We start from the raw sequence: 19,722 nt of genomic DNA, 5'->3' as shown, positions 1-19,722 counted from the left end.
CGTTAGGGTCGACGCCATGGGCACCCCTGACTTCATCCGAGAGATCCGGGCCACCGCCGGACACCAGCTGCTGTTCCTGCCGGGCGTCAGTGCCGTGGTCCTCGACGACGAGGGACAGGTACTGCTCGGCAGGCGCGCCGACACCGGCACATGGTCGATCATCGGCGGGATCCCGGAACCGGGCGAGGAACCGGCTGCCACGGCGGAACGCGAGGTGTACGAGGAGACGGCGGTGCGCTGCGTCGCGGAACGCGTCGTTCTGGTGCAGGCGTTGCCCACCGTCACCTACCCCAACGGCGACCGGTGCCAGTACATGGACATCACCGTGCGCTGCCGGGCGGTGGGCGGTGAGGCCCGGGTGAATGACGACGAGTCGCTGGAGGTGGGCTTCTTCCCGTTGGACGCGCTGCCGGAGCTCAAGCCCTTCGCGACCTTCCGGATCAAGCAGGCACTCACCGATGGACCGGCATGGTTCCAACCCACCACCGAGCGATGAAGTATGGGTGGAGACCACATCGGTCGGCGGATCATCGCTGCTTAGGGTGCCTATCATGACCGCGCCCACCACATCAGGTCCCGCACCGTACTCCGTCACGCTCGATCTCGGCGGCAGAACCGCACTCGTCACAGGCGCCGCGAGTGGCATCGGCCGCGCCTGCGCGCTGCGGCTCGCAGCCGCCGGGGCGAAGGTCAGGGCCGTCGACCGGGACGCCGACGGGCTCGCCGCCCTCGCCGAGGGGATCACCGGCCTGGCGGGCGCCCTGGAACCGCTGGTCCTGGACCTGACCGACCTCGACGCCGCCGAGGCGGCCGCGGCCGGTACGGACATCCTGGTCAACAATGCGGGACTGCAACTGGTCCGGCCCATCGAGGAGTTCCCGCCGGACGTCTTCCACACCGTGCTCACCGTGATGCTGGAAGCGCCGTTCCGGCTGATCCGGGGCGCGCTGCCGCACATGTACGCCCAGGGCTGGGGTCGCATCGTCAACCTCTCGTCCGTCCACGGGCTGCGCGCCTCCGCCTACAAGTCCGCCTATGTGGCGGCCAAACACGGGCTCGAAGGGCTCTCCAAGACCGCGGCGCTCGAAGGCGCACCGCACGGGGTGACCTCCGTGTGCGTCAACCCGGGCTATGTGCGCACCCCCCTCGTCGAGAAGCAGATCGCCGATCAGGCGGCCGCCCACTCGCTGCCCGAGGACCAGGTGCTCACCGATGTCCTGCTCAAGGACTCCGCGATCAAGCGGCTCGTCGAACCGGACGAGGTCGCCGAAACGGTCCTCTACCTGTGCTCGCCGCAGGCCTCCTTCATCACCGGCACCTCGATCGCCCTCGACGGCGGCTGGACCGCACACTAGGCCGTGTCCGACACATCCCGCCTGGCGCGCGACGCCCGGCACGCCCTCCCCCCTGTTGGCGGACGGCGCCAATTGTCAGACACGGCCTTGAGGCGCGTCCCGCGGATCGCCCGTCTTCGTTGTCCACAGGGCTGGTGCCACCACCCGTACGACAGGTAATCCTGTGTCCATGTCCCACGATCAAGCCCCCTACCTGGAGCTCCTCGCACGCGGCGCCGCCGCTGAGGCGTACGACAGGCCCGTGCTGCTCGCCCGTGCGAGCGGCGCGGGCCCCGAGGCGCTTGCCGCGCTCGAGCACGCCAAACAGCTCGCGCTGCGGGTGCGCGCCGAGCTGGAGGGGCGACGGCGCCGCGAGGCGGAGCTCTCCGCGCTCTTCGAGACCGCGCACGACCTCGCGGGGCTGCGCGACCTCGACGCCGTGCTCCGGGCGATCGTGCAGCGCGCCCGCTCCCTGCTGGGCACCGAGGTCGCGTACCTCAGCCTGAACGACCCGGTGGCCGGCGACACCTATATGCGGGTCACCGAAGGCTCGGTGTCCGCGCGCTTCCAGCAGGTACGGCTCGGGATGGGGGAGGGGCTGGGTGGACTCGTCGCCCAGACCGCCCGCCCGTACGTGACCGACAGCTACTTCGACGACGCACGCTTCGAGCACACCCGCTCCATCGATGCGGCCGTCAGCGACGAGGGGCTCGTCGCCATCCTCGGCGTACCGCTGATGCTGGGCAGCCAGGTCATCGGCGTGCTGTTCGCCGCGGACCGTCGTGCCCGGGTCTTCGAACGCGAACAGGTCGCGCTCCTGGCCTCGTTCGCCGCGCATGCCGCCGTCGCCATCGACACCGCGAATCTGCTCGGCGAGACCCGTTCGGCACTTGCCGAACTGGAGCGTGCCAACGCGATCATCCAGGACCACAGCGGCGTCCTCGAGCGGGCGTCGGAGGTCCACGACCGGCTCACCGAGCTGGTGCTTCGCGGCGGAGGCGTCCACGACGTCGCCGCCGCGCTGTCCGAAGTCCTCGACGGGACCGTCGAGTTCACAGAGAGCCCACCGGAGGCCGGCAGTGCCGACGGCCACGCCGGCCGGCACGGCGAGGACTGGATAGCCGAGGTCTCGGCCGGCGGGGAGGTGTTCGGCGCGCTCGTGCTGCGCGGCCACCCCGACCTCGACCCGGTCGACCAGCGCACCCTGGAGCGCGCTGCCATGGTCACCTCGCTGCTGCTGCTCGCCCGGCGCTCGGCGCACGACGCCGAACAGCGCGTGCGCGGCGAACTGCTCGACGACCTGCTGGACGCGCCCGACCGCGACCCTGTGCTCCTGCGGGAGCGGGCCGCCCGCCTGCGTGCCGACCTGGACGCGCCGCATGTGGTCCTTGCCGCCCGTCTCGACGGCCCTGGCACGGACCCGGGAACCCGCGACGTCGCCTCCCGTGAGACAGCGCGAGGCGGCTCCGCCCGCGACTCGGCGGCCCGCGAGACGGCGGACCGGCAGCGGCTGTGGTCCGCCGCCTCGCATCTGGCCGCGACCCGCTCGGGCCTCGCCGCCTCCCGGGACGGCGGCACCGTGCTGCTGCTCCCGCTGGGCCCCGGCGACACCCCCGCCGAGCTCGCCCGCCAGACCGCCCGGCAACTGGGCGGCACGCTGCGGGAGTCGGTCACCGTCGGGGCCTCGTCCCCGGTGGCCTCCCCGGCAGGCACCCCCGGCCCGATAGCGGGAGCCTACGAGCAGGCCCGCCGCTGCCTGGACGCGCTGCGGCTGCTCGGCCGCTCCGGCCAGGGCGCCGCGGCCCAGGACCTGGGCTTCCTCGGGCTGCTGCTCGCCGACCCGGGCGACATCGAGGGCTATGTGCACCGCACCATCGGCCCGGTCGCCGACTACGACCGGCGGCGTGGCACCGACCTGGTCGGCACGCTTGCCGCGTACTTCGCGAGCGGCATGAGCCCGGCCCGTACGAAGGACGATCTGCACGTCCATGTGAACACGGTGGCCCAGCGCCTGGACCGGATCGGCCGACTGCTGGGCGCGGACTGGCAGTCACCGGCCAGATCGCTCGAGATCCAGCTGGCGCTGCGGCTGCACGCGATGTCGGCGGTCGCCCCGGACTGATCGTCCACCGGGAGCACCCGGGAGCACCCGGGAACCGCTCGGGCCGCGTGGTTCCCGGGTGGACGGCGACGCATGCACAGCGGCGGGTCGCACCCCGGGCATGGAGCCCCCGTGGCGTGGGCGCCTGCCGGACGGGCGTGATGCCGTACGGCCTGCCGCCTTCCGACGCGAGCAGACGCAGACTCCGCCGGGGCGGCGGGTCTCGTGGCCGATCCTCCGGTCCCGACGCGAGAGACCGCGCGGACCCCTGTCCGCGCGGTCTCCACACGCTTTCCTGCGCTTCCTTGGGCCCGACGCACCCGTCAGGCGGTGCTCGCATCCGCGGTGGCCTGGGCGGCGGGTGCCGCATCCGCCCTCTCCGGAGTGTCGTCCACCGCACTCAGGTCGCGGTGACGCGTCTCCTTGGCACAGCCGATGGCCACCACCGTGAGCAGCGCGGCGGCGATCACGTACAGCGCGATCGGCGTCGAGGAGCCGTAGTCGTCGAGCAGAGCGGTCGCGATCAGCGGCGCGGGGGCACCTGCGGCGACGGAGGAGAACTGCGCGCCGATGGAGGCTCCGGAGTACCGCATCCGGGTCGCGAACATCTCGGAGAAGAACGCCGCCTGCGGCGCGTACATCGCGCCGTGCAGCACCAGGCCCACGGTGACGGCGAGCACCAGCGAACCGAAGGTCCCCCGGTCGATGAGCGCGAAGAACGGGAACATCCACGCACCGACGCCGATCGCGCCGATCAGATAGACGGGGCGGCGTCCGATGCGGTCCGAGAGAGCGCCCCACAGCGGGATCACCGCGAAGTGCACGGCGGAGGCGATGAGGACGGAATTGAGCGCGGTCTGCTTGCTCATCTCCACGGCGGTGGTCGCGTAGACGAGGATGAACGCGGTGATCACGTAGTAGCTGATGTTCTCCGCCATGCGGGCGCCCATGGCGATGAGCACATCGCGCCAGTGGTGCCGCAACACGGCGACCAGCGGCATCTTCTCCGTCGTACCGGCAGCGGCCTTGCGCCCCTCGGCCTGGGCCAGTGCGGCCTTGAAGACGGGTGATTCATCGACAGAGAGACGAATCCACAGGCCGACGATCACCAGCACGCCGGAGAGCAGGAACGGTATGCGCCAGCCCCACGAGATGAACGCGGCGTCCGAGAGCAGCGCGGTGAGCGCGGCGAGCACACCGGTGGCGAGCAACTGCCCGGCGGGCGCGCCCGTCTGCGGCCACGAGGCCCAGAACCCGCGACGCTCGGCATCACCGTGCTCGGACACGAGCAGGACGGCTCCGCCCCACTCGCCGCCGAGCGCGAAGCCCTGCACGAGGCGCAGCACGGTCAGCAGGATCGGCGCGGCAGTGCCGATGGTGGCGTGCGTGGGCAGCAGGCCTATCGCGAAGGTGGCACCGCCCATCAGCAGCAGGCTGAGGACCAGCAGCTTCTTCCGGCCGAGCCGGTCGCCGAAGTGCCCGAACACCAGCGCACCGAGCGGCCGGGCGGCGAAGCCGATGGCGTAGGTGAGGAAGGCGAGCAGGGTTCCGACGAGCGGATCGGAGCCGGGGAAGAACAGCTTGTTGAAGACCAGCGCGGCAGCCGAGCCGTAGAGGAAGAAGTCGTACCACTCGATGGTGGTGCCGATGAGACTCGCGGCGACGATGCGTTTGAGGCTGGAGGGGGCTGGTGGAGCGGTCGCGGGGGAGGACATCGGCACCACTTCCTGGCGGTCGACGGGGACGTTTGCGTGTCGCCACACCGTAGGAACGCGCAGGTCAGAGGCACATGTGGTGGGACACCATAGTTCTGGGCGCTGGAGTGCGCGTGCCCACCATGGAGGCGGTACCCCGGACTCTGCGGCGGCCTCGACGAGGCCGGAAATCGGGGCCGTCCGAGTTGCGCTGTTCATACAGTTCTGGAGGTGCCGTGCTGACTCCCGTGCTGGTCTGGTGCTGAACCAAAAGCCCATGTCATCACCCGTTCCCACCCCTCCCGTGCTGACTTGGTGTGACGACGTCGCGTTGAACTCCGGCATTCGGTACGGAGGAGTGCGCAACTGTGGACAAGCGGCGCATGACGTAGATCCGACCGGTGCGAGGTCAGGTGCGATCCAAGTGCTGTTGTCGCGCAACCGCGGGTGCGCCTTGTGTCCACCTGCCGGCGCCGTGGTGGGGCATCCGAGCTGCGAAGTCGGCGAACCAGGCCAGCAGTTCGAAGTGGGTGACGGAACCCTCACTGCTGACGTCGGCGACGCGGGCACCCTGAAGGACGCGCTTGACGGGCACTTCGAGCTTCTTGCCGGTCAGTGTGCGCGGCACGGCGGGAACCGGCACGATCACGTCGGGCACATGACGCGGGGACAGCCGGTGCCTGATGGCCGTGGCGATCCGCTCGCGCAGCCCGTCGTCGAGTGCTGAACCGTCGCTGGGAACGACAAACAGTGGCATGAAGTAGCCGCCGTCCTGCTGCTCCACGCCGACGACGAGACTGTCCGCGACCTCGGGGAGCTGCTCGACGACGGCGTAGATGTCGGCCGACCCCATCCGTACGCCCATGCGATTGAGGGTGGAGTCCGAGCGGCCGGAGACGACGACCGACAGGTCCGGGTGGATCGTGACCCAGTCGCCGTGCCGCCACACTCCCGGGTAGGTGTGGAAGTAGCTGCCGCGGTAGCGCGTGCCGTCGGGGTCGTCGACGAAGCGGAGCGGCATGGACGGCAGCGGGGCGGTCACCACCAGCTCACCCTGTTCGCCGGTGAGAGGCTCTCCGGCGTCGTCCCATGACGCCAGCGCGACGCCGAGCGCGGGGCCCTGGATCCGGCCGACCCGTACCGGCAACAGCGGGGAGCCGCCGGCCAGTACGGAGCAGATGTCGGTCCCGCCGCAGATGGACTGGAGCCAGACGCCGGGGGCGAGACGGTCGTGGACCCAGCGCCAGGTGTTCGGGGCCAGGGCGGACCCGGTCTGGAGGATGGAGCGCAGCGCGCCGAGATCGGACTCGGCGGCGGGATGGGTGCCGGACTTCTCCACGGCCGCGAGGTAAGCCGCGCCCACCCCCACCATCGTCGCCCGTGTCTGTTCGGCGACGCGCCAGGCGCCGTTGACGTCGGGGAATGTGGGGCTGCCGTCGTAGAGGACGATCGTGCTGCCGTGCAGCAGGCCGCTGACGAGGAAGTTCCAGACCATCCAGCTCGTGGAGGTGATGAACAGGTACCGGTCCTCGGGGCGCAGGTCGGCACCGAGCCCGAGCGCCTTGAGCAGTTCCACCACGATGCCGCCGTGGCCCTGCACGATGCCCTTGGGCACACCGGTGGTGCCTGACGACCACAGGATCCACAGCGGGTGGTCGAACGGGACGTCGGCGAAGACGAGCGGTTCCTCGGCCGCCGGCAGCGCGGACCAGGCGTGCTGCTCGACGTCGGGCCGCGTGGACCACGCCCCGGCCGGAGCCGGGAAGAGATGCTCGACGGCCAGGAGATGACGGACAGTCGGCAGTTCGTCCAGGAGCTCGGCGACGGCCCGGCGCTTGTCGTAGTCCTTGCCCCCGTAGCGGCAGCCGTCCGCCGCCACCAGTACGGTCGGACGGGCCTGCCCAAGCCTGGCGAGCACGCTGGGCGTGCCGAAGTCGGGTGAGCAGGCCGTCCACACGGCCCCGACGGCCGCGGTGGCCAGGAGCGCCACCACCGCTTGGGGGAGGTTGGTCAGGTAACCGGCGACGCAGTCACCGGGCCCCACCCCCATCCGTCGCAGGGCCGCCGCGACATCGGTGACCTCGCGGCGCAACTGCTCCCACGAGATCTCGACAGGCGTGCCGCCCTCCGCCACGGCGACCAGTGCCGGACGTGCATCGGTGGCCTGAGCCAGGCACCGCTCGGCGAAGTTCAGCCGTGCGCCGGGAAACCAGGAGGCTCCCGGCATCGATGCGTCGGTCAGCACCTCGTCGTAGCGGGTGACGGCGTCGAGGCCGTAGAACTCCCACACCGCCGACCAGAATCCGGGCAGGTCGGTGGAGCTCCACCGCCACAGCTCGGCGTAGTCGGCGAAGCACAGCCCCCGGACCTCTTCCAGCCATTCCATGAAGACCGCGACGTTCGAGTCCTCGAGCTCGCGGCGGCCGGGCGACCACAACAGGTCGGTGTCAGTGTTCATCGTGCCTTTCCGGGGGCAGCGCGGTGGGGGGGAGTACTACGGGCCCAGGAGGCCCCGTGCCGTACGGCACCAGCCGTGTTCGAGCGCCTCGACGAGTTCCTCGGCCTGGGGCCACGGACCGTGTCCGGAGGCGGGGTTGAGGTGTCCGACGGGGCCGAGGTCCACCAGGCGGCTCTCCCAGTCCCGGGCGAGTTCGGCGACGCGCCCCAGGGATCCCAGGGGATCGTTCGAACTGGCCGCGACGATGCTGGGGAACGGCAGCGGCTTGCGGGGCATCGGTGTCCAGCCGTGCATCTCCAGCTCGTCGAGGGTGGGGTAGCCGTCCGGCAGCGGTGTCTCGAAGTCCGGGGGCGCGGCCAGCAGGGCGCCCCGGACGTCCGCGTCGTGCCACTGGGCCCACTGCACCGTGGTCATGACGCCCGCGCTGTGGGCGACGATGAGCACCGGCCCGGTGATCTGCGTCATCACCTCGACCACGTTGGCGACATGGGCGTCACGGCTGAGCCGGTTGCGCACCAGCGGTGGAACGGTGCGGACGGTGCGGCCCGCATCGCCGAGCCGATCGGCCAGAATGGTCTGCCAGTGGTCCTCGACGTGTTCCCGCATGCCGGGAACGATCACGATCGTCGGCTCCGTGGTCCCTGTCATGAAGACGGCTCCCGTTCCTTGGGCTCCTCCGTCGCAGCGGGTGCGGTGAGGCGGCGGAGATCGTGTTCGTACCGGCTCCGGCCGATCAGGAGGGCCGCGGTGGCCGCGATCGCCACGAGCGGGACGAGCTGGAGCGCACCGAGCAGACCGAACCGGTCCGCGAGCATCCCCGTGACCGCGGGGCCGGGGGCCAGTCCGAGGAGGCTCTGGGCCAGCGTGAGCGTGGCGAACGCCGTCGCGGCGATGGCCGCCGGGGTCAGGTTCGCCACCATGGCGGCTCCCGGCCCGGCCGTTCCTGCGCACAGCAGGGTTCCCAGCGCCAGCACCAGCAGCTGCACCGGGCCGGCCGGCAGACGAAACGCGGTCAGCAGCAGTACAAGGGAGCCCACGCTGCAGCCGATGGCGACGGCCCACTTGCCGATCGGGGCGCGCCGGCTGAGCCGGTCCGAGACGATTCCGCCGAAGATCATGCCGAGGCCGATGAGAAGGGCGAAGAGACCCGCGGTCGCGCCGGCCTTCGCGGTCGGCATGTCGTAGTAGCGGTTGAAGTAGCTGGGCAGCCAAGCGATGAGCGCTCCCGCGATGAACAGCTGCAGACCGCTGCCGACGTAAGCACTGATCACCGAGACGGAGGAGAACAGCTTCGGGAGGAGCGCTCGGAGCTGGCCCCGCGTCTCGGCGTCGGCCTTGCCCGGGGTGGCGTCCGATCCGGGAGCCAGCCGCTTCTCGGTGACCACGATCGCGTAGATGCCGGCGAGCACGAGGCCGAAGATGCCCATCACGCCGAACGCCCAGCGCCAGCCGTACGCCTGGGCCACGGCGCCGCCGATCGATATGCCCAGGACCGAGCCGAAGGCTCCGCCCGCGATGAAGGCGCCGGACAGGGTGGCCCGCAGGACGACCGGGAAGACGCTGAGGACCACGGCGATGCCGACGCTGCCGTACGCGGCCTCACCGATGCCGACGAAGAGCCGGCCGATGAACATCTGGCCGTAGCTCGCCGCCACCGCGCAGCCCAGGGTCGCCACGCTCCACATCGTCGCCGCGATGACCAGGGACTTCACCCTGCCCCATCGGTCGGCCACCAGTGAGAGGGGGAAGGTGAGGAGGCCGACCATCAGCGCCACGATGCCGCTGAGGGAGCCCAGTTGGGCGTCCGATAGCAGCCAGTCGGCCTTCAGCATCGGGAAGACGGCGTTGAGCACCTGCCGGGACATGTAGTCCGAGAGGAGGAGCCCGAAACTCAGTGCAAAGACCACCCAGGCGTAGCGCCGGGACACGGGCCATTCCGAGGAACCGGAGCCGGTTCTTCCCGGAGCGGGCTCCGCAGTGGTGAGAAACCCCATTGTCATCACCTCAACTGCTGTTGATGGAAAAGGAAGGGTCAGAAGGGTCTGTCGCCGACGATCCCGGCGCGCTCCATCTTGCGGACGGCGGGCCAGTAGTCCTGGACGGCGTAGTGCTGGGTGGAGCGGTTGTCCCAGATGGCCACGCTGTTCTTGCGCCAGCGGAAGCGCACCTGGTACTCGGGAACCGCGGCCTGACTGATCAGGTAGTTCAGCAGGTGGCTCGCCCCCGGCGCGTAGTCCTGGCCGAAGCGGACGTTCGCGGGCGTGTGGTAGTTGACGAAGTGCGTCGCGAAGGCGTTGACGAAGAGGATCTTTTCGCCGGTCTCGGGGTGGGTGCGCACCACCGGGTGCTCCGCATCCGGGAACTGGGCCTTCAGCGCGTGACGCTTCTCCTGCGGCATGACGGCGCCGAAGGTCGACTCGATACTGTGCCTGGCGCGCAGGTCCCGGATCTGGGTCTTGATGTGCTCCGGCAGGCGGTTGTAGGCCTCGGCCATGTTGACCCAGATGGTGTCGCCGCCCACGGCGGGCGACTCGATGCAGCGCAGCACGGCGCCCATGGACGGGTTGCCGCGCCAGGTGCCGTCGGTGTGGAGGGCGTTCTCGTAGTGCTCAGCCGGGCTGTCCAGGTCCTTGTAGATACGGACCAGGCCCGGGTGGTCCGGGTCGCTGCCGGCCACCGGATGGTCCTCCAGCGGACCGAAGCGTTCGGCGAAGGCGACGTGGTCGGCGCGCGTGATGTCCTGGTCGCGCAGGAACAGCACCTTGTACTGCAGCAGCAGGCTCTTGATCTCGGCGAAGAGGTCCTCGTCACGAGCGGCGTCGGCGAGGCTCACGCCGGCGACCTCGGCACCGATGGTGCAGGTCAGCGGCTCGACATCGAGAGAGGTGCGGAGCACGCCCGGTCGCACCAGGGCCGGAGTGTGTTCCTTCGGTCGGAGGGTTTTCGGCATGGTGCTCACTCCTGGGTCGAGGTGTGGCGGGGTGTCTTCAGAGGGCGAAGACGGAGGATCCCGTGGTCCGTCCGGCTTCCAGATCGCGATGTGCCCGTGCGGCGTCCTCGAGGGAGTAGCGCTGATTGATCTCGATCTTGATGCGTCCGGAAGCGACGTGGCCGAAGAGTTCGCCGGCCAGGGCGTCCCGCTCCGCCGGTTCGGCGATGTAGTCGGCCAGCGCCGGACGGGTGACGAACAGCGAGCCGTTAACGGCGAGTTGCATGGCGTCGATCGGTGGCACCGGACCGGAGGCCGTGCCGAAGCAGACCAGCAGGCCGCGGCGCTTGAGCGAGGCAAGCGAGCCGGCGAACGTGTCCTTGCCGACGCTGTCGAAGACGACCGGTACCCCGGCGCCATCGGTCAGCTCGCGCACCCGCTCGGCCACGTTCTCGCGCCGGTAGTAGACGATGTGGTCGCACCCGTGTGCCCTGGCGACCTCTGCCTTCTCCTCGCTGGAGACCGTTCCGATCACGGTGATGCCGAGGAGCCTGGCCCACTGCGAGACGATCAGGCCGACGCCGCCCGCCGCCGCGTGGAGCAGCACGGTGTCACCTGCCTGCAGCGCGTGGATCCGGCGCAGCAGGTACGCCGAGGTGAGGCCGCGCATGGTCATCGCGGCGGCGGTCTCGCAGCTGATCTCGTCCGGCAGCTTGATCAGGTGCGAGGCGGGCATGACCCGCTCCGTGCTGTACGCCCCCAGCGGGCTGCCGGTGTAGGTGACACGATCGCCTTCGGCGACGTGGGTGACGCCCTCGCCGACCGCCTCGACCACGCCGGAGGCCTCGACGCCGATTCCGTCGGGCAGCCGGACCGGGTAGAGACCGGTACGGAAGTACGTGTCGGCGAAGTTGAGGCCGACGGCGACGTGCCGGATGCGCACTTCGCCAGGACCCGGGTCACCCACGGTGACCTTCTCCCAGGTCAGGACGTCGGGTCCACCGGTTTCGTAGAAGCGGACGGCGTGGGCCACGGGGTTGCTCCGATTGCTCGTGTGTGTGGGGGCTTGTGTGCGGGTGCGGCCGGTCGGGTCAGCTCTTGAGGTCGCGCAGCATGAAGCCGCGCTGCCCGGGCCGGCGGTTCGGGACCATGCCGAGACGGTCGAGGGTCTCGTCGGCGTCGCCGTAGTACTCCCCGATCTTGTAGATCTCCTTGGCCTCCGGACCGGTCGCGATGTCGCGTCCGAGGGCGTTCGCGATCTGGACCATCTGCTCGACCTGCTCGACGGAGGACATCCGCTCGCCCTTGCGCCGCCACAGGTTGTCCTCGTTGCCCACCCGGACGTGCACGCCGAGGGCGATCGCGATCGCGTTCATCGGCGCCACGGCGCGCATGGAGCTCTCGATGGTGAGGACCGCGCCGTCCGGAACACGGCGGATGAACTCGATCAGGTCGCCGGGGTGCCGCCCGGCGAAACCGCCGCCGATCGCAACGTAGTTGAGGACCAGGGGGCCGGTGTGGATGCCGGCGCGGATGAGCCGCTCGACGGTCTCGAGCTGGGCGATGGTGGCGAGCTGGAAGTGCGGCTGGATGCCGTTCCCGTGCAGGCGCTTGAGGTGCTCGAGATAGAACTCCGGGCCGGCCTCGACGACCATGTCACGGTAGGCCCGGTAGTACTCCGGCTTCGCGATCGAGGTGCCCTCCAGGTCGTCGTCGTTCATGATCTCGACGATGTTCATCTGGTTGGTGTTGATCGCGATGGTCACCTGGTCCGGCGCCGGGGTGAGGTCGGCCAGCAGGTGCCGCGTGTCGTAGGCGAGCCACTTCGCGTCGCCGCCCTGGCCCTCGGGGGCGAAGGAGATCGACCCGCCGATCTGCAGGACCATGTCCGGCACGGCCTCGCGCAGCCGGCCCAGCAGCTCGTTGAACATGGACATCCGCTTGGAGCCCTTGCCGTCGAGCTCGCGCACGTGGATGTGGAGCACCGTGGCACCGGCGTTGTAGCAGTCGACGGCCGCCTGGACGTGCTCGTCCATGGTGAGGGGCAGGTCGTCGGCGTCGCCGGGAAGCCACTCCGGCCCGTACGGGGCGGCCTGGATGACCAGCTTCTCCTGGTTCTCGGGGAAGAGTGAGTCGTCGTGGAAATGCACGGTCCTTCTCCTTTGTGTACGGATGGTCACCCACTGTGGTCGTCGGCGCCTGCGATGCCGGAGTCTGGACGGCAGTTGCCGGAGTGGGCCGGGCAGAACGTCGGGCGCACAGGCCCGGCTGCGATCGGCTGGTCCGGAGGGGAGCGTGCTGCGGGGGAACGGCCCGGCTCCCCTCCGGCAGCCGACCACCTTGAGCAGTGCAGCCAAGGTAGGGCCGGGTGAACCAGGCTGCTTGACCCGTGGTGACGGGCGGCTTGTCATTTGGGGACAGCCGAGCCGGGCGGCCGAGGCGCCGACCGTGAGTCGTGCCGACGTGGGGCGTCAGCCCCGTCCGGGGCCCTGCTCCCGGCCCTTGTCCTTGCGCCAGTCCCTCGGGCTGCACCCGAACTGCTCGCGGAACCACCGGGAGAACGCGCTCAGCGACGAGAAACCCAGGAGGTCGGAGATCTCCGTCAGCGAGCGGCGGGGGTTGGCCACGAACTGCTCCGCGAGCCGCATCCGCGTGGCGTTGAGCAGCGACGAGAACGTCTCTCCCGAGTGGGTCAGATGACGGTGGACGGTGCGCCGGTCGACGCCGAGGCTGCGGGCGACCTGCTCGATCGAGCATCGGCCGGTCGGCAGCAGGGCCTCGATGAGTTCGCGCACCCGGTCCGCCACCGAGGTGTCCCGGGGAGTGGCGGCGATGGCGTCGAAGTACTGCCGGGCGTAGTTCCTCAGCTGTGGGTCCGCCATGGCGTTGGGGGCGTCGAGGTCGTCGGCGTAGAAGACGACGCCGTTGAACTCGCGGGCGAACTCCAGCCCGGGACCGAACAGGCGGCGGTGCCTGCCGGAGTCCGCCGGAGCGCCGTGGGCGAACCACACCGAGAGAGGCTGCCACCGCGTGTCGAGGAATCCTCGCAGAATGCGGGTGAAGGCACCCACGACCAGTTCCGTGGCCTGCCGGGCCGGCGCCGTCTCGCCGAGCCGGAGGTCCACCTTGAGGGTGGCCAGGCCGTTCCGCTCGGACAGGCGCGTGTGCAGGAGCTCGTTGTACATGTGCTCGTGGCGGATCAGCAGTCCGAGCGCACTGCGTACGTCGGGCTCCTCCCGGACGACCAGACTGATGGGGCCGAGGTTGGAGAAGCGGCGCAGCTCGGCCATGCGCAGGCCGAAGTCGTCGCGGTGCGAGGCGGACGCGGAGAGTTCCAGGAGCCGGACGGCGGCCGGGCCGGAGATCCACCGGTCCTGGACGGCGAGGTCCGCGGTGTCCAGACCCACGCGCTTCATCAGCGCGTGCGGGTCGACGCCGAGGGAACGGCTGAGCTCGACGTAGCCGTTCAGCGCTGCGGTACGGACGAGGGGCCTCACGGGCATGCTCCAGGTGTTCGGTCCCCAGAAGCTAAGTTTCTCGTCCCTTCACGTCAAGCATCGGGGGATCGCGCACCCTAGCATCCCCTCAACACGGCCCCGGTGAACGGCGCGCGGCGATCGGGAGCCAGGCATGCCCGGGGCGGACATCGGTCCAACAGCCCGGATCGGCTCGTCATGACACGGAGGCGAAAATGCCCGACATTGCGAACATACGGGACATGGCGGGCGAGCCTTTCACGGGGCCGGCCGTCTGGCGCGGCGCGGATCTGGCGGACCGCGAGGAGTGGGTCCTTCGGCTCTCGGGCCGGCAGATCGCTGAGCTGAGGACGGCGCTGCGGACAGCACGCAGACGCGGTACCACGCTGCTGAGGATGACAGCCGCGGACTTCCCGCTTCCCACGCTCGCCGGTGAGCTGGAGAGCGCCGCCGAGGAGCTGGCGGCCGGACGGGGATTCGTCCTGATCAAGGGCATCCCGGTCGGTGAGCTCAGCGAGGCGGACGCCGGCGCCGTCCTCCGGGGCATCGGCCAGTACTTGGGCCGGCCCGTGCCCCAGGACACGGAAGGCCGCACGCTCTGCCACGTCCGGGACACCGGAGGTACGGCGGCCGACTCCGCGGCGCCCGGCTACCGGTCGCGGGCGAGGGTGCCGTTCCACACCGACGAGTCGGATCTGCTCGGCCTGCTCTGCCTCCGGCCGGCCCGCTCGGGCGGAGACACGTCCCTCGTCAGTGCGGCGGCCCTCCACAACGCGGTGGCGGACCTCCGGCCCGACCTCGTGGAGCGCCTGTACCACACCCACTTCTTCGACCGGCGTGACGAGCATCCGCCCGGCGAGCGCCCATACCTGGCCGCCCCCCTCGCGACCAGGTACGGCGCGGTACTGAGCATGCGCTACGACCGCTGCCGACTGGAGGCGGCACGCAGCCTCGCCGGTGTGCCCGAGCTGGAACCGGCGGACACGGAGCTGTACGACCTGGTCGACGCCCTGGCCGACTCCCTCCGTCTCCGGCTCGACCTCCGCCTCGAAGCCGGCGACCTGCTGCTGGTCGACAACCACGTCGTCATGCACGCCCGCTCGGAGTTCGAGGACTGCGACGACCCCGCACGCAAGCGCCACCTGCTGCGACTGTGGCTGGCCCGGCACCGGGACACCGATCCGCCGGGTGTGACCGCCCTCGGCCTACGCGCCATGGAGGTACGCCGTGGGATCACCCCACGCGACGTCATCCGGCCCCGGAGCCTGCGCACCACCTGCCCCGGCGCCGGATGCCTCGACCGTCGCCGGCACCGTGCCGACGGCTGAGCCGAACAGAATGGAGACTGCCGACATGACCAACCTCGCCGCATTCCTGGTGAACTCCGCGGCGGCCCGCCGCAATCAGGTCGCCGTGCGCCACGACGACACCACCCTGACCTACGCCGAACTGGACGACGCGAGTGCGAGGTTCGCCATGGTGCTGCAGGAACGTGGTCTGCAGCCGGGCGACCGCGTCGCCATGACCATGCCGAACGTGCCGCTGTTCCCCGTCGTCTACTACGGGATCCTCCGGGCCGGGGGCGTGGTCGTGCCGATGAACCCCCTGCTCAAGGCCCGTGAGGTGGCCTACGTCCTGCGCGACTGCGGGGCCCGCGTCACGGTGACGTTCCCGCCTTTCGCGGAGGAGGTGGCGAAGGCCGCCGCCGAGGTCGGGGCCGAGTGCCTGGTGACGGAACCCTCGGCGTTCCACGACCTGCTGACGGCCGCCGAACCGCTGTCCGGCATCGTCGACCGGGCGGACGAGGACCCCGCACTGATCCTCTACACCTCGGGCACGACCGGCACGCCCAAAGGAGCCGAGCTGACGCACCGCAACCTGGTCTCGAACACGGCCACCACCGCTGGGACGCTGTTGCACGTCGGCCCCGACGACGTCCTGTTCGGCGGCCTGCCGCTCTTCCACGCGTTCGGGCAGACCTGTGCGCTCAACACGGCCGTGGCCGCGGGGGCGACGCTGACCCTGCTGCCGCGGTTCGATCCGCAGCGGGCGCTGGAGATCATGCACCGTGACGGGGTCACCATCTTCCTCGGCGTCCCGACGATGTACTCGGCGCTGCTCCACGCGGAGCTCCCCGACGGCTTCGATGCCTCCCGGCTGCGCGTGGCCGTCTCGGGCGGCTCCGCGATCCCCGTCGAGGTGCTGCACGGATTCGAGCGGCGCTTCAGCGCCACCGTGCTGGAGGGCTACGGCCTCTCCGAGACCTCACCGGTGGCCTCCTTCAACCACCCGGACCGCCCGCGCAAGGCCGGCTCCATCGGGATGCCGATCCGCGGAGTCGAGATGAAGCTCGTCGCCGAGGACGGCTCCGAGGCGGGCCCGGGCGAGGTCGGCGAGATCGCGATCCGCGGCGAGAACGTGATGAAGGGCTACTTCAACCGCCCGGAGGCAACCGCTGAGGCGGTACGCGACGGATGGTTCCACACCGGCGACCTGGCCCGCGTCGACGAGGAGGGGTTCTACTTCATCGTCGACCGCAAGAAGGACCTGATCATCCGCGGCGGCTACAACGTGTACCCGCGCGAGATCGAGGAGGTGCTGTACGAGCACCCCGCCGTCGCCGAGGCTGCGGTCGTCGGCGTGCCGCACGAGGTGCACGGCGAGGAGGTCGCGGCCGTGATCGCCCTCCGCAGCGGCGCCGACACGACGGCCGAGCAGATCCGGGACTACGTCAAGGAGCGGGTCGCGGCGTACAAGTACCCGCGGATCGTGACCTTCACCGCCGAGCTCCCCAAGGGTCCCACCGGCAAGATCCTCAAGCGCGAGATCGTCGTCACCGCCCCCTGAGGCCGCTCCGTCGCACGGGCGAGTCCCGCACGCAGTCAGTGGGGCGGTGGGGCAAGCGTCTGTTCGGTCCAAATGGTCTTGCCGTCCGTCGTGTACCGAGTGCCCCATGGCTCGGCGAGCGCGGCGGCGATGAACAGCCCGCGCCCGCCTTCGTCGACCGTACGGGTATGGCGAAGGCGCGGGCCGACGCACTCGGTGGTGGACACTCCACGCTGCGCCGGCTGTACGAGGCCAGTTCGCACCGGTACCCCGGAGCGGCCGTGGCACCAGTGCTCAGCGACGACTGGACGGGACGGGTCGTCAGCACGTACACCCCCGACATCCTGCGTGACCTGGCCCGACGTTTCGGCGGCGACGGCCCCGACTGCCCCGCGCTGTACCCGCACGGTGCCGAAGCGGAGATCGCTGCCGTCGGACGTCCGTGTTGAGCAGGGCATCAACGAAGCCGCACCGTGCGCCGGGCAGGCAGGCACCGACCGTACGCCGCGTGACACCGCCCTCGGCTCTCCTTGCTCCGCGTACTGGATTCACCTGAGCAGCGGCTCATCCGCCAGGAGCACATCCTGGGCGACGAATTGACCGCTGCCGACAGGTGAGCCGCTGTCGGGTCGAGCGATGCACGGCGAGCAAGCCAGAAGTGGGGCCCGGCGACCGTGGTCATGTGTTCAGGCCGGTGAGAGGTTCGGTTCCGTCGATGAAGGCGCGGGCCAGGTCGGACAGGCGGCGGTTGTGTGCACGGGCGTAGCCGCGTAGTGCGGTGAAGGCTTGTTCCATGTCGATGCCCTGGCGTTCTGCGAGTTTGCCTTTGGCTTGTTCGATCAGTACGCGGCTGTTCAGCGCGGTCTGCAACTGTTCGTTGAGGACGTTGCTGCGGTGGGTGGAGCGTTGCTGCAGGAGGCTGATGGTGGCGACGTCGGCGAGGGCTTGTGCGATGGGTGTGCCGACCGGGTCGAAGGGGCCGGGGTCGGTGTGGAACAGGTTGAGGGCGCCGACGACCTCGTCCCGCAGGCGCATCGGCAGGGCTTGGACTGCGGCGAACCCGCTGTGGTGGGCCTGCGCGACGAAGCGCGGCCAGCGGTCGGCCTCCGTACGAAGGTTGGGGACCGTTACGGGTGCGCCGGTGCGGAAGCATTCCAGGCACGGGCCTTCGTCGTTCTGGAGCTGGAAGAGCTCGAGCAGGCGTACTTGTTCGTCGGAGGCCGCCATGACGCGCAGTTCGCCGTCCCGGTCGGCGAGCAGCACTCCGGCCGCGCTGGCGCCGAGTATGCCGACGCACCGGTCGGTCAGCAGACGCAGGAAGTCGATCAGGTCGAAGTCGGCGACCAGGTTGTCGGCGAGTTCGACGAAGGTCTTTGCGAGGAGCTGCTGGTTCATTGTGGACACCTTCTGTTGAGACCAGTCCCGCCGGAATGGGGCGGGAAGTGCAGCGCAGTGCATCCATCGGCCCATGCGGGGGTGTCAGGCATCGTCATCGCCTTGATCCGGAAATGTGTCGGGGGAGAAGCTGAGCCGGCGGGCGACCACGTCGGCGGCCACCTCGGCGAGTCGGCGCCCTTGGGCATAGGCATAGGCGCGGAGCCGGACGAAGGCTTCTTCGATTCCGACGCCGAGTTGGACGGTGAGGATGCCGGTGGCCTGGTCGATCTCGGCCCGGTACGCGCCCAGGTCCTCGAAGCGCCCGTCCAGCAGCATTCCGCCGGCCGTCGCGCCTGTCTCGTCGATCTGCGTATCGAGCAGGACCAGAGTCGCGATATCGGCGAAGGTCAACGCGTCGGCCAGTCTCTCCGCGTCCAACTGGACCGGCACTCGGGAGTACAGGTCCAGAACTCCAGGACTCATCGCCCCCAATTGCAGGGGGAGGGCGAAGACCGCGCGCGCTCCGGCTTCCAGGGCCGCATCGGCGAACACGGGCCAGCGGTCGCGCAGTTCACCGGTTCGCAGATCCGGCGTCAAGACGGCCGCGCCCTGCGTGAAGGCGTCCACGCACGGCCCGTCACCCAGGGTGAGTTGCAGCTCTTCCAACTGCTGGCTGATGTCGTCGGTGCAGCACAACGGATGGCTGGCCGCCGTCCGGGACATCGCGGACACCCCGGCCCCGCCGACCGACAGGGCAGCCACCGCGGCGGTGCACACATCCACCATGCCGACCCGGGAGCCCCGTCGGGCTGCCTGCTCGGCGACCAGCACCCGGATCCGGGCCGACCGGCTTTGAGGCATCACCCCGGCCACCGAGTCCAGGCATGGAGGCAAAGCTTGTTCAGTCTCATGGTCGTTCGCTCCCCGAAGGGAAGAACCAGCGCACAGAACATGGTGGGGCCGGGCGGCTTCCAGACCTCCCCGATGTCCTGCCATCCCCAGGACCGGAAGGCAGCGAGGGACGGATGGTCGGCCTCATCGACCAGGGTGACACCGAGCGACGCATGATGGTCGGTCAGCAGCCGCTGCTGCAGTCGGCGGGCGATGTCATCGTCCTGCTCGTGCGGAGCGACCAAGATCTTGTTGACCGCGAAGGCATTGTCGGACTCGGTGAGTTGCTCGATGCCGGGCGGGAGTGCCCCGTCGAACCCGTGCCACCAGAAGCTGTCGCTCCGCACGGGGAATCCGAAAGCACATCCCACCAAAGCAGTCGACTCCGCGATCGCCATGGCGAACCCCGGCCTCCGGATGTCGCCACTGAGACGGTGCAGGAACTCTTCCCGGCTGCGGCTGCGGTGTCCCTCGCTCGGCGACGGGTCCGAGGACTCCAGGTAAAGATCCGCCAGATTCTCACACAGCTCCTCGGCCTGCCAGCGGTTCACTCGACGCAGCCGCACCGCGTCCATGGCAGACGAATCGGGGCGATCAGGGTTCCGCGGCTGTCCCTGCCGGGACCAGGCCATCACA

16 protein-coding genes and 1 pseudogene are annotated in these 19,722 nt (G+C 70.1%); 6 read left to right on the top strand and 11 right to left on the bottom strand.

Going from position 1 to position 19,722, the window contains the following annotated elements; translation table 11 throughout:
- Positions 1-16 precede the first annotated feature (16 nt).
- From ABZ208_RS29580 to ABZ208_RS29570, 3 genes are all read left to right on the top strand, one after another.
- Positions 17-496 carry an NUDIX domain-containing protein gene (locus tag ABZ208_RS29580; protein ID WP_356912499.1) on the top strand — a complete coding sequence of 160 codons (480 nt, stop codon included), beginning with the start codon at positions 17-19 and terminating at the stop codon, positions 494-496.
- Between the two features lie 55 nt (positions 497-551).
- Positions 552-1,355 carry a 3-hydroxybutyrate dehydrogenase gene (locus tag ABZ208_RS29575; protein WP_356912498.1) on the top strand — a complete coding sequence of 268 codons (804 nt, stop codon included), beginning with the start codon at positions 552-554 and terminating at the stop codon, positions 1,353-1,355.
- Between the two features lie 169 nt (positions 1,356-1,524).
- The gene (locus ABZ208_RS29570) at positions 1,525-3,456 is read left to right on the top strand and encodes a GAF domain-containing protein (protein WP_356912497.1); all 1,932 of its coding nucleotides are present in this window, start codon (positions 1,525-1,527) and stop codon (positions 3,454-3,456) included.
- 302 nt (positions 3,457-3,758) lie between these two features.
- On the opposite strand, the gene ABZ208_RS29565 is transcribed toward ABZ208_RS29570, so the two are convergent.
- From ABZ208_RS29565 to ABZ208_RS29530, 8 genes are all read right to left on the bottom strand, one after another.
- A complete protein-coding gene (locus tag ABZ208_RS29565; RefSeq protein ID WP_356912496.1) occupies positions 3,759-5,150 on the bottom strand; it encodes an MFS transporter in 1,392 nt (463 codons plus the stop codon).
- Positions 5,151-5,538: 388 nt separating this feature from the next.
- The gene (locus tag ABZ208_RS29560) at positions 5,539-7,587 is read right to left on the bottom strand and encodes an acetoacetate--CoA ligase (protein ID WP_356912495.1); all 2,049 of its coding nucleotides are present in this window, start codon (positions 7,585-7,587) and stop codon (positions 5,539-5,541) included.
- A 36-nt stretch (positions 7,588-7,623) separates the two neighbouring features.
- Positions 7,624-8,235 carry an alpha/beta hydrolase gene (locus ABZ208_RS29555; RefSeq protein WP_356912494.1) on the bottom strand — a complete coding sequence of 204 codons (612 nt, stop codon included), beginning with the start codon at positions 8,233-8,235 and terminating at the stop codon, positions 7,624-7,626.
- Positions 8,232-9,515, bottom strand: a complete 1,284-nt coding sequence (locus ABZ208_RS29550) for an MFS transporter (RefSeq protein ID WP_356912493.1) — start codon at positions 9,513-9,515, stop codon at positions 8,232-8,234. Before ABZ208_RS29550 ends, ABZ208_RS29555 begins: the two co-directional genes overlap by 4 nt.
- 104 nt (positions 9,516-9,619) lie before the next feature.
- Entirely contained in the window at positions 9,620-10,537 is a 918-nt protein-coding gene (locus tag ABZ208_RS29545; protein ID WP_356912492.1) for a TauD/TfdA family dioxygenase, read from the bottom strand.
- Positions 10,538-10,574: 37 nt separating this feature from the next.
- Positions 10,575-11,549 (bottom strand): quinone oxidoreductase, encoded by a 975-nt coding sequence (locus tag ABZ208_RS29540; RefSeq protein ID WP_356912491.1) that lies wholly within the window; start codon positions 11,547-11,549, stop codon positions 10,575-10,577.
- A gap of 58 nt (positions 11,550-11,607) precedes the next feature.
- Complete coding sequence (locus tag ABZ208_RS29535; RefSeq protein ID WP_356912490.1) at positions 11,608-12,666, bottom strand: 3-keto-5-aminohexanoate cleavage protein; 1,059 nt, start codon at positions 12,664-12,666, stop codon at positions 11,608-11,610.
- A gap of 321 nt (positions 12,667-12,987) precedes the next feature.
- Entirely contained in the window at positions 12,988-14,019 is a 1,032-nt protein-coding gene (locus tag ABZ208_RS29530) for an AraC family transcriptional regulator (protein ID WP_356912489.1), read from the bottom strand.
- A 188-nt stretch (positions 14,020-14,207) separates the two neighbouring features.
- Between ABZ208_RS29530 and ABZ208_RS29525 the strand changes: the two genes are divergently transcribed.
- From ABZ208_RS29525 to ABZ208_RS29515, 3 genes and pseudogenes are all read left to right on the top strand, one after another.
- Complete coding sequence (locus tag ABZ208_RS29525) at positions 14,208-15,320, top strand: TauD/TfdA family dioxygenase (protein WP_356912488.1); 1,113 nt, start codon at positions 14,208-14,210, stop codon at positions 15,318-15,320.
- 25 nt (positions 15,321-15,345) lie between these two features.
- Complete coding sequence (locus ABZ208_RS29520; RefSeq protein ID WP_356912487.1) at positions 15,346-16,839, top strand: long-chain fatty acid--CoA ligase; 1,494 nt, start codon at positions 15,346-15,348, stop codon at positions 16,837-16,839.
- A gap of 194 nt (positions 16,840-17,033) precedes the next feature.
- A pseudogene (locus ABZ208_RS29515) lies at positions 17,034-17,429 on the top strand (glutathione S-transferase family protein); the annotation flags it as partial.
- A 67-nt stretch (positions 17,430-17,496) separates the two neighbouring features.
- On the opposite strand, the gene ABZ208_RS29510 reads toward ABZ208_RS29515, so the two are convergent.
- From ABZ208_RS29510 to ABZ208_RS29500, 3 genes are all read right to left on the bottom strand, one after another.
- On the bottom strand, positions 17,497-18,213 hold the full coding sequence (locus ABZ208_RS29510) for a GAF and ANTAR domain-containing protein (RefSeq protein WP_356912486.1): 717 nt from the start codon (positions 18,211-18,213) through the stop codon (positions 17,497-17,499).
- Between the two features lie 84 nt (positions 18,214-18,297).
- Positions 18,298-19,026 (bottom strand): GAF and ANTAR domain-containing protein, encoded by a 729-nt coding sequence (locus ABZ208_RS29505; RefSeq protein ID WP_356912485.1) that lies wholly within the window; start codon positions 19,024-19,026, stop codon positions 18,298-18,300.
- A 29-nt stretch (positions 19,027-19,055) separates the two neighbouring features.
- The gene (locus tag ABZ208_RS29500; protein WP_356912549.1) at positions 19,056-19,718 is read right to left on the bottom strand and encodes a hypothetical protein; all 663 of its coding nucleotides are present in this window, start codon (positions 19,716-19,718) and stop codon (positions 19,056-19,058) included.
- Positions 19,719-19,722: the final 4 nt, after the last annotated feature.

The sequence above is a fragment of the Streptomyces sp. NPDC006208 genome, from assembly GCF_040613775.1.
Classification (GTDB): Bacteria; Actinomycetota; Actinomycetes; order Streptomycetales; family Streptomycetaceae; genus Streptomyces.
This window is presented reverse-complemented; position numbering and strand designations above follow the sequence as displayed.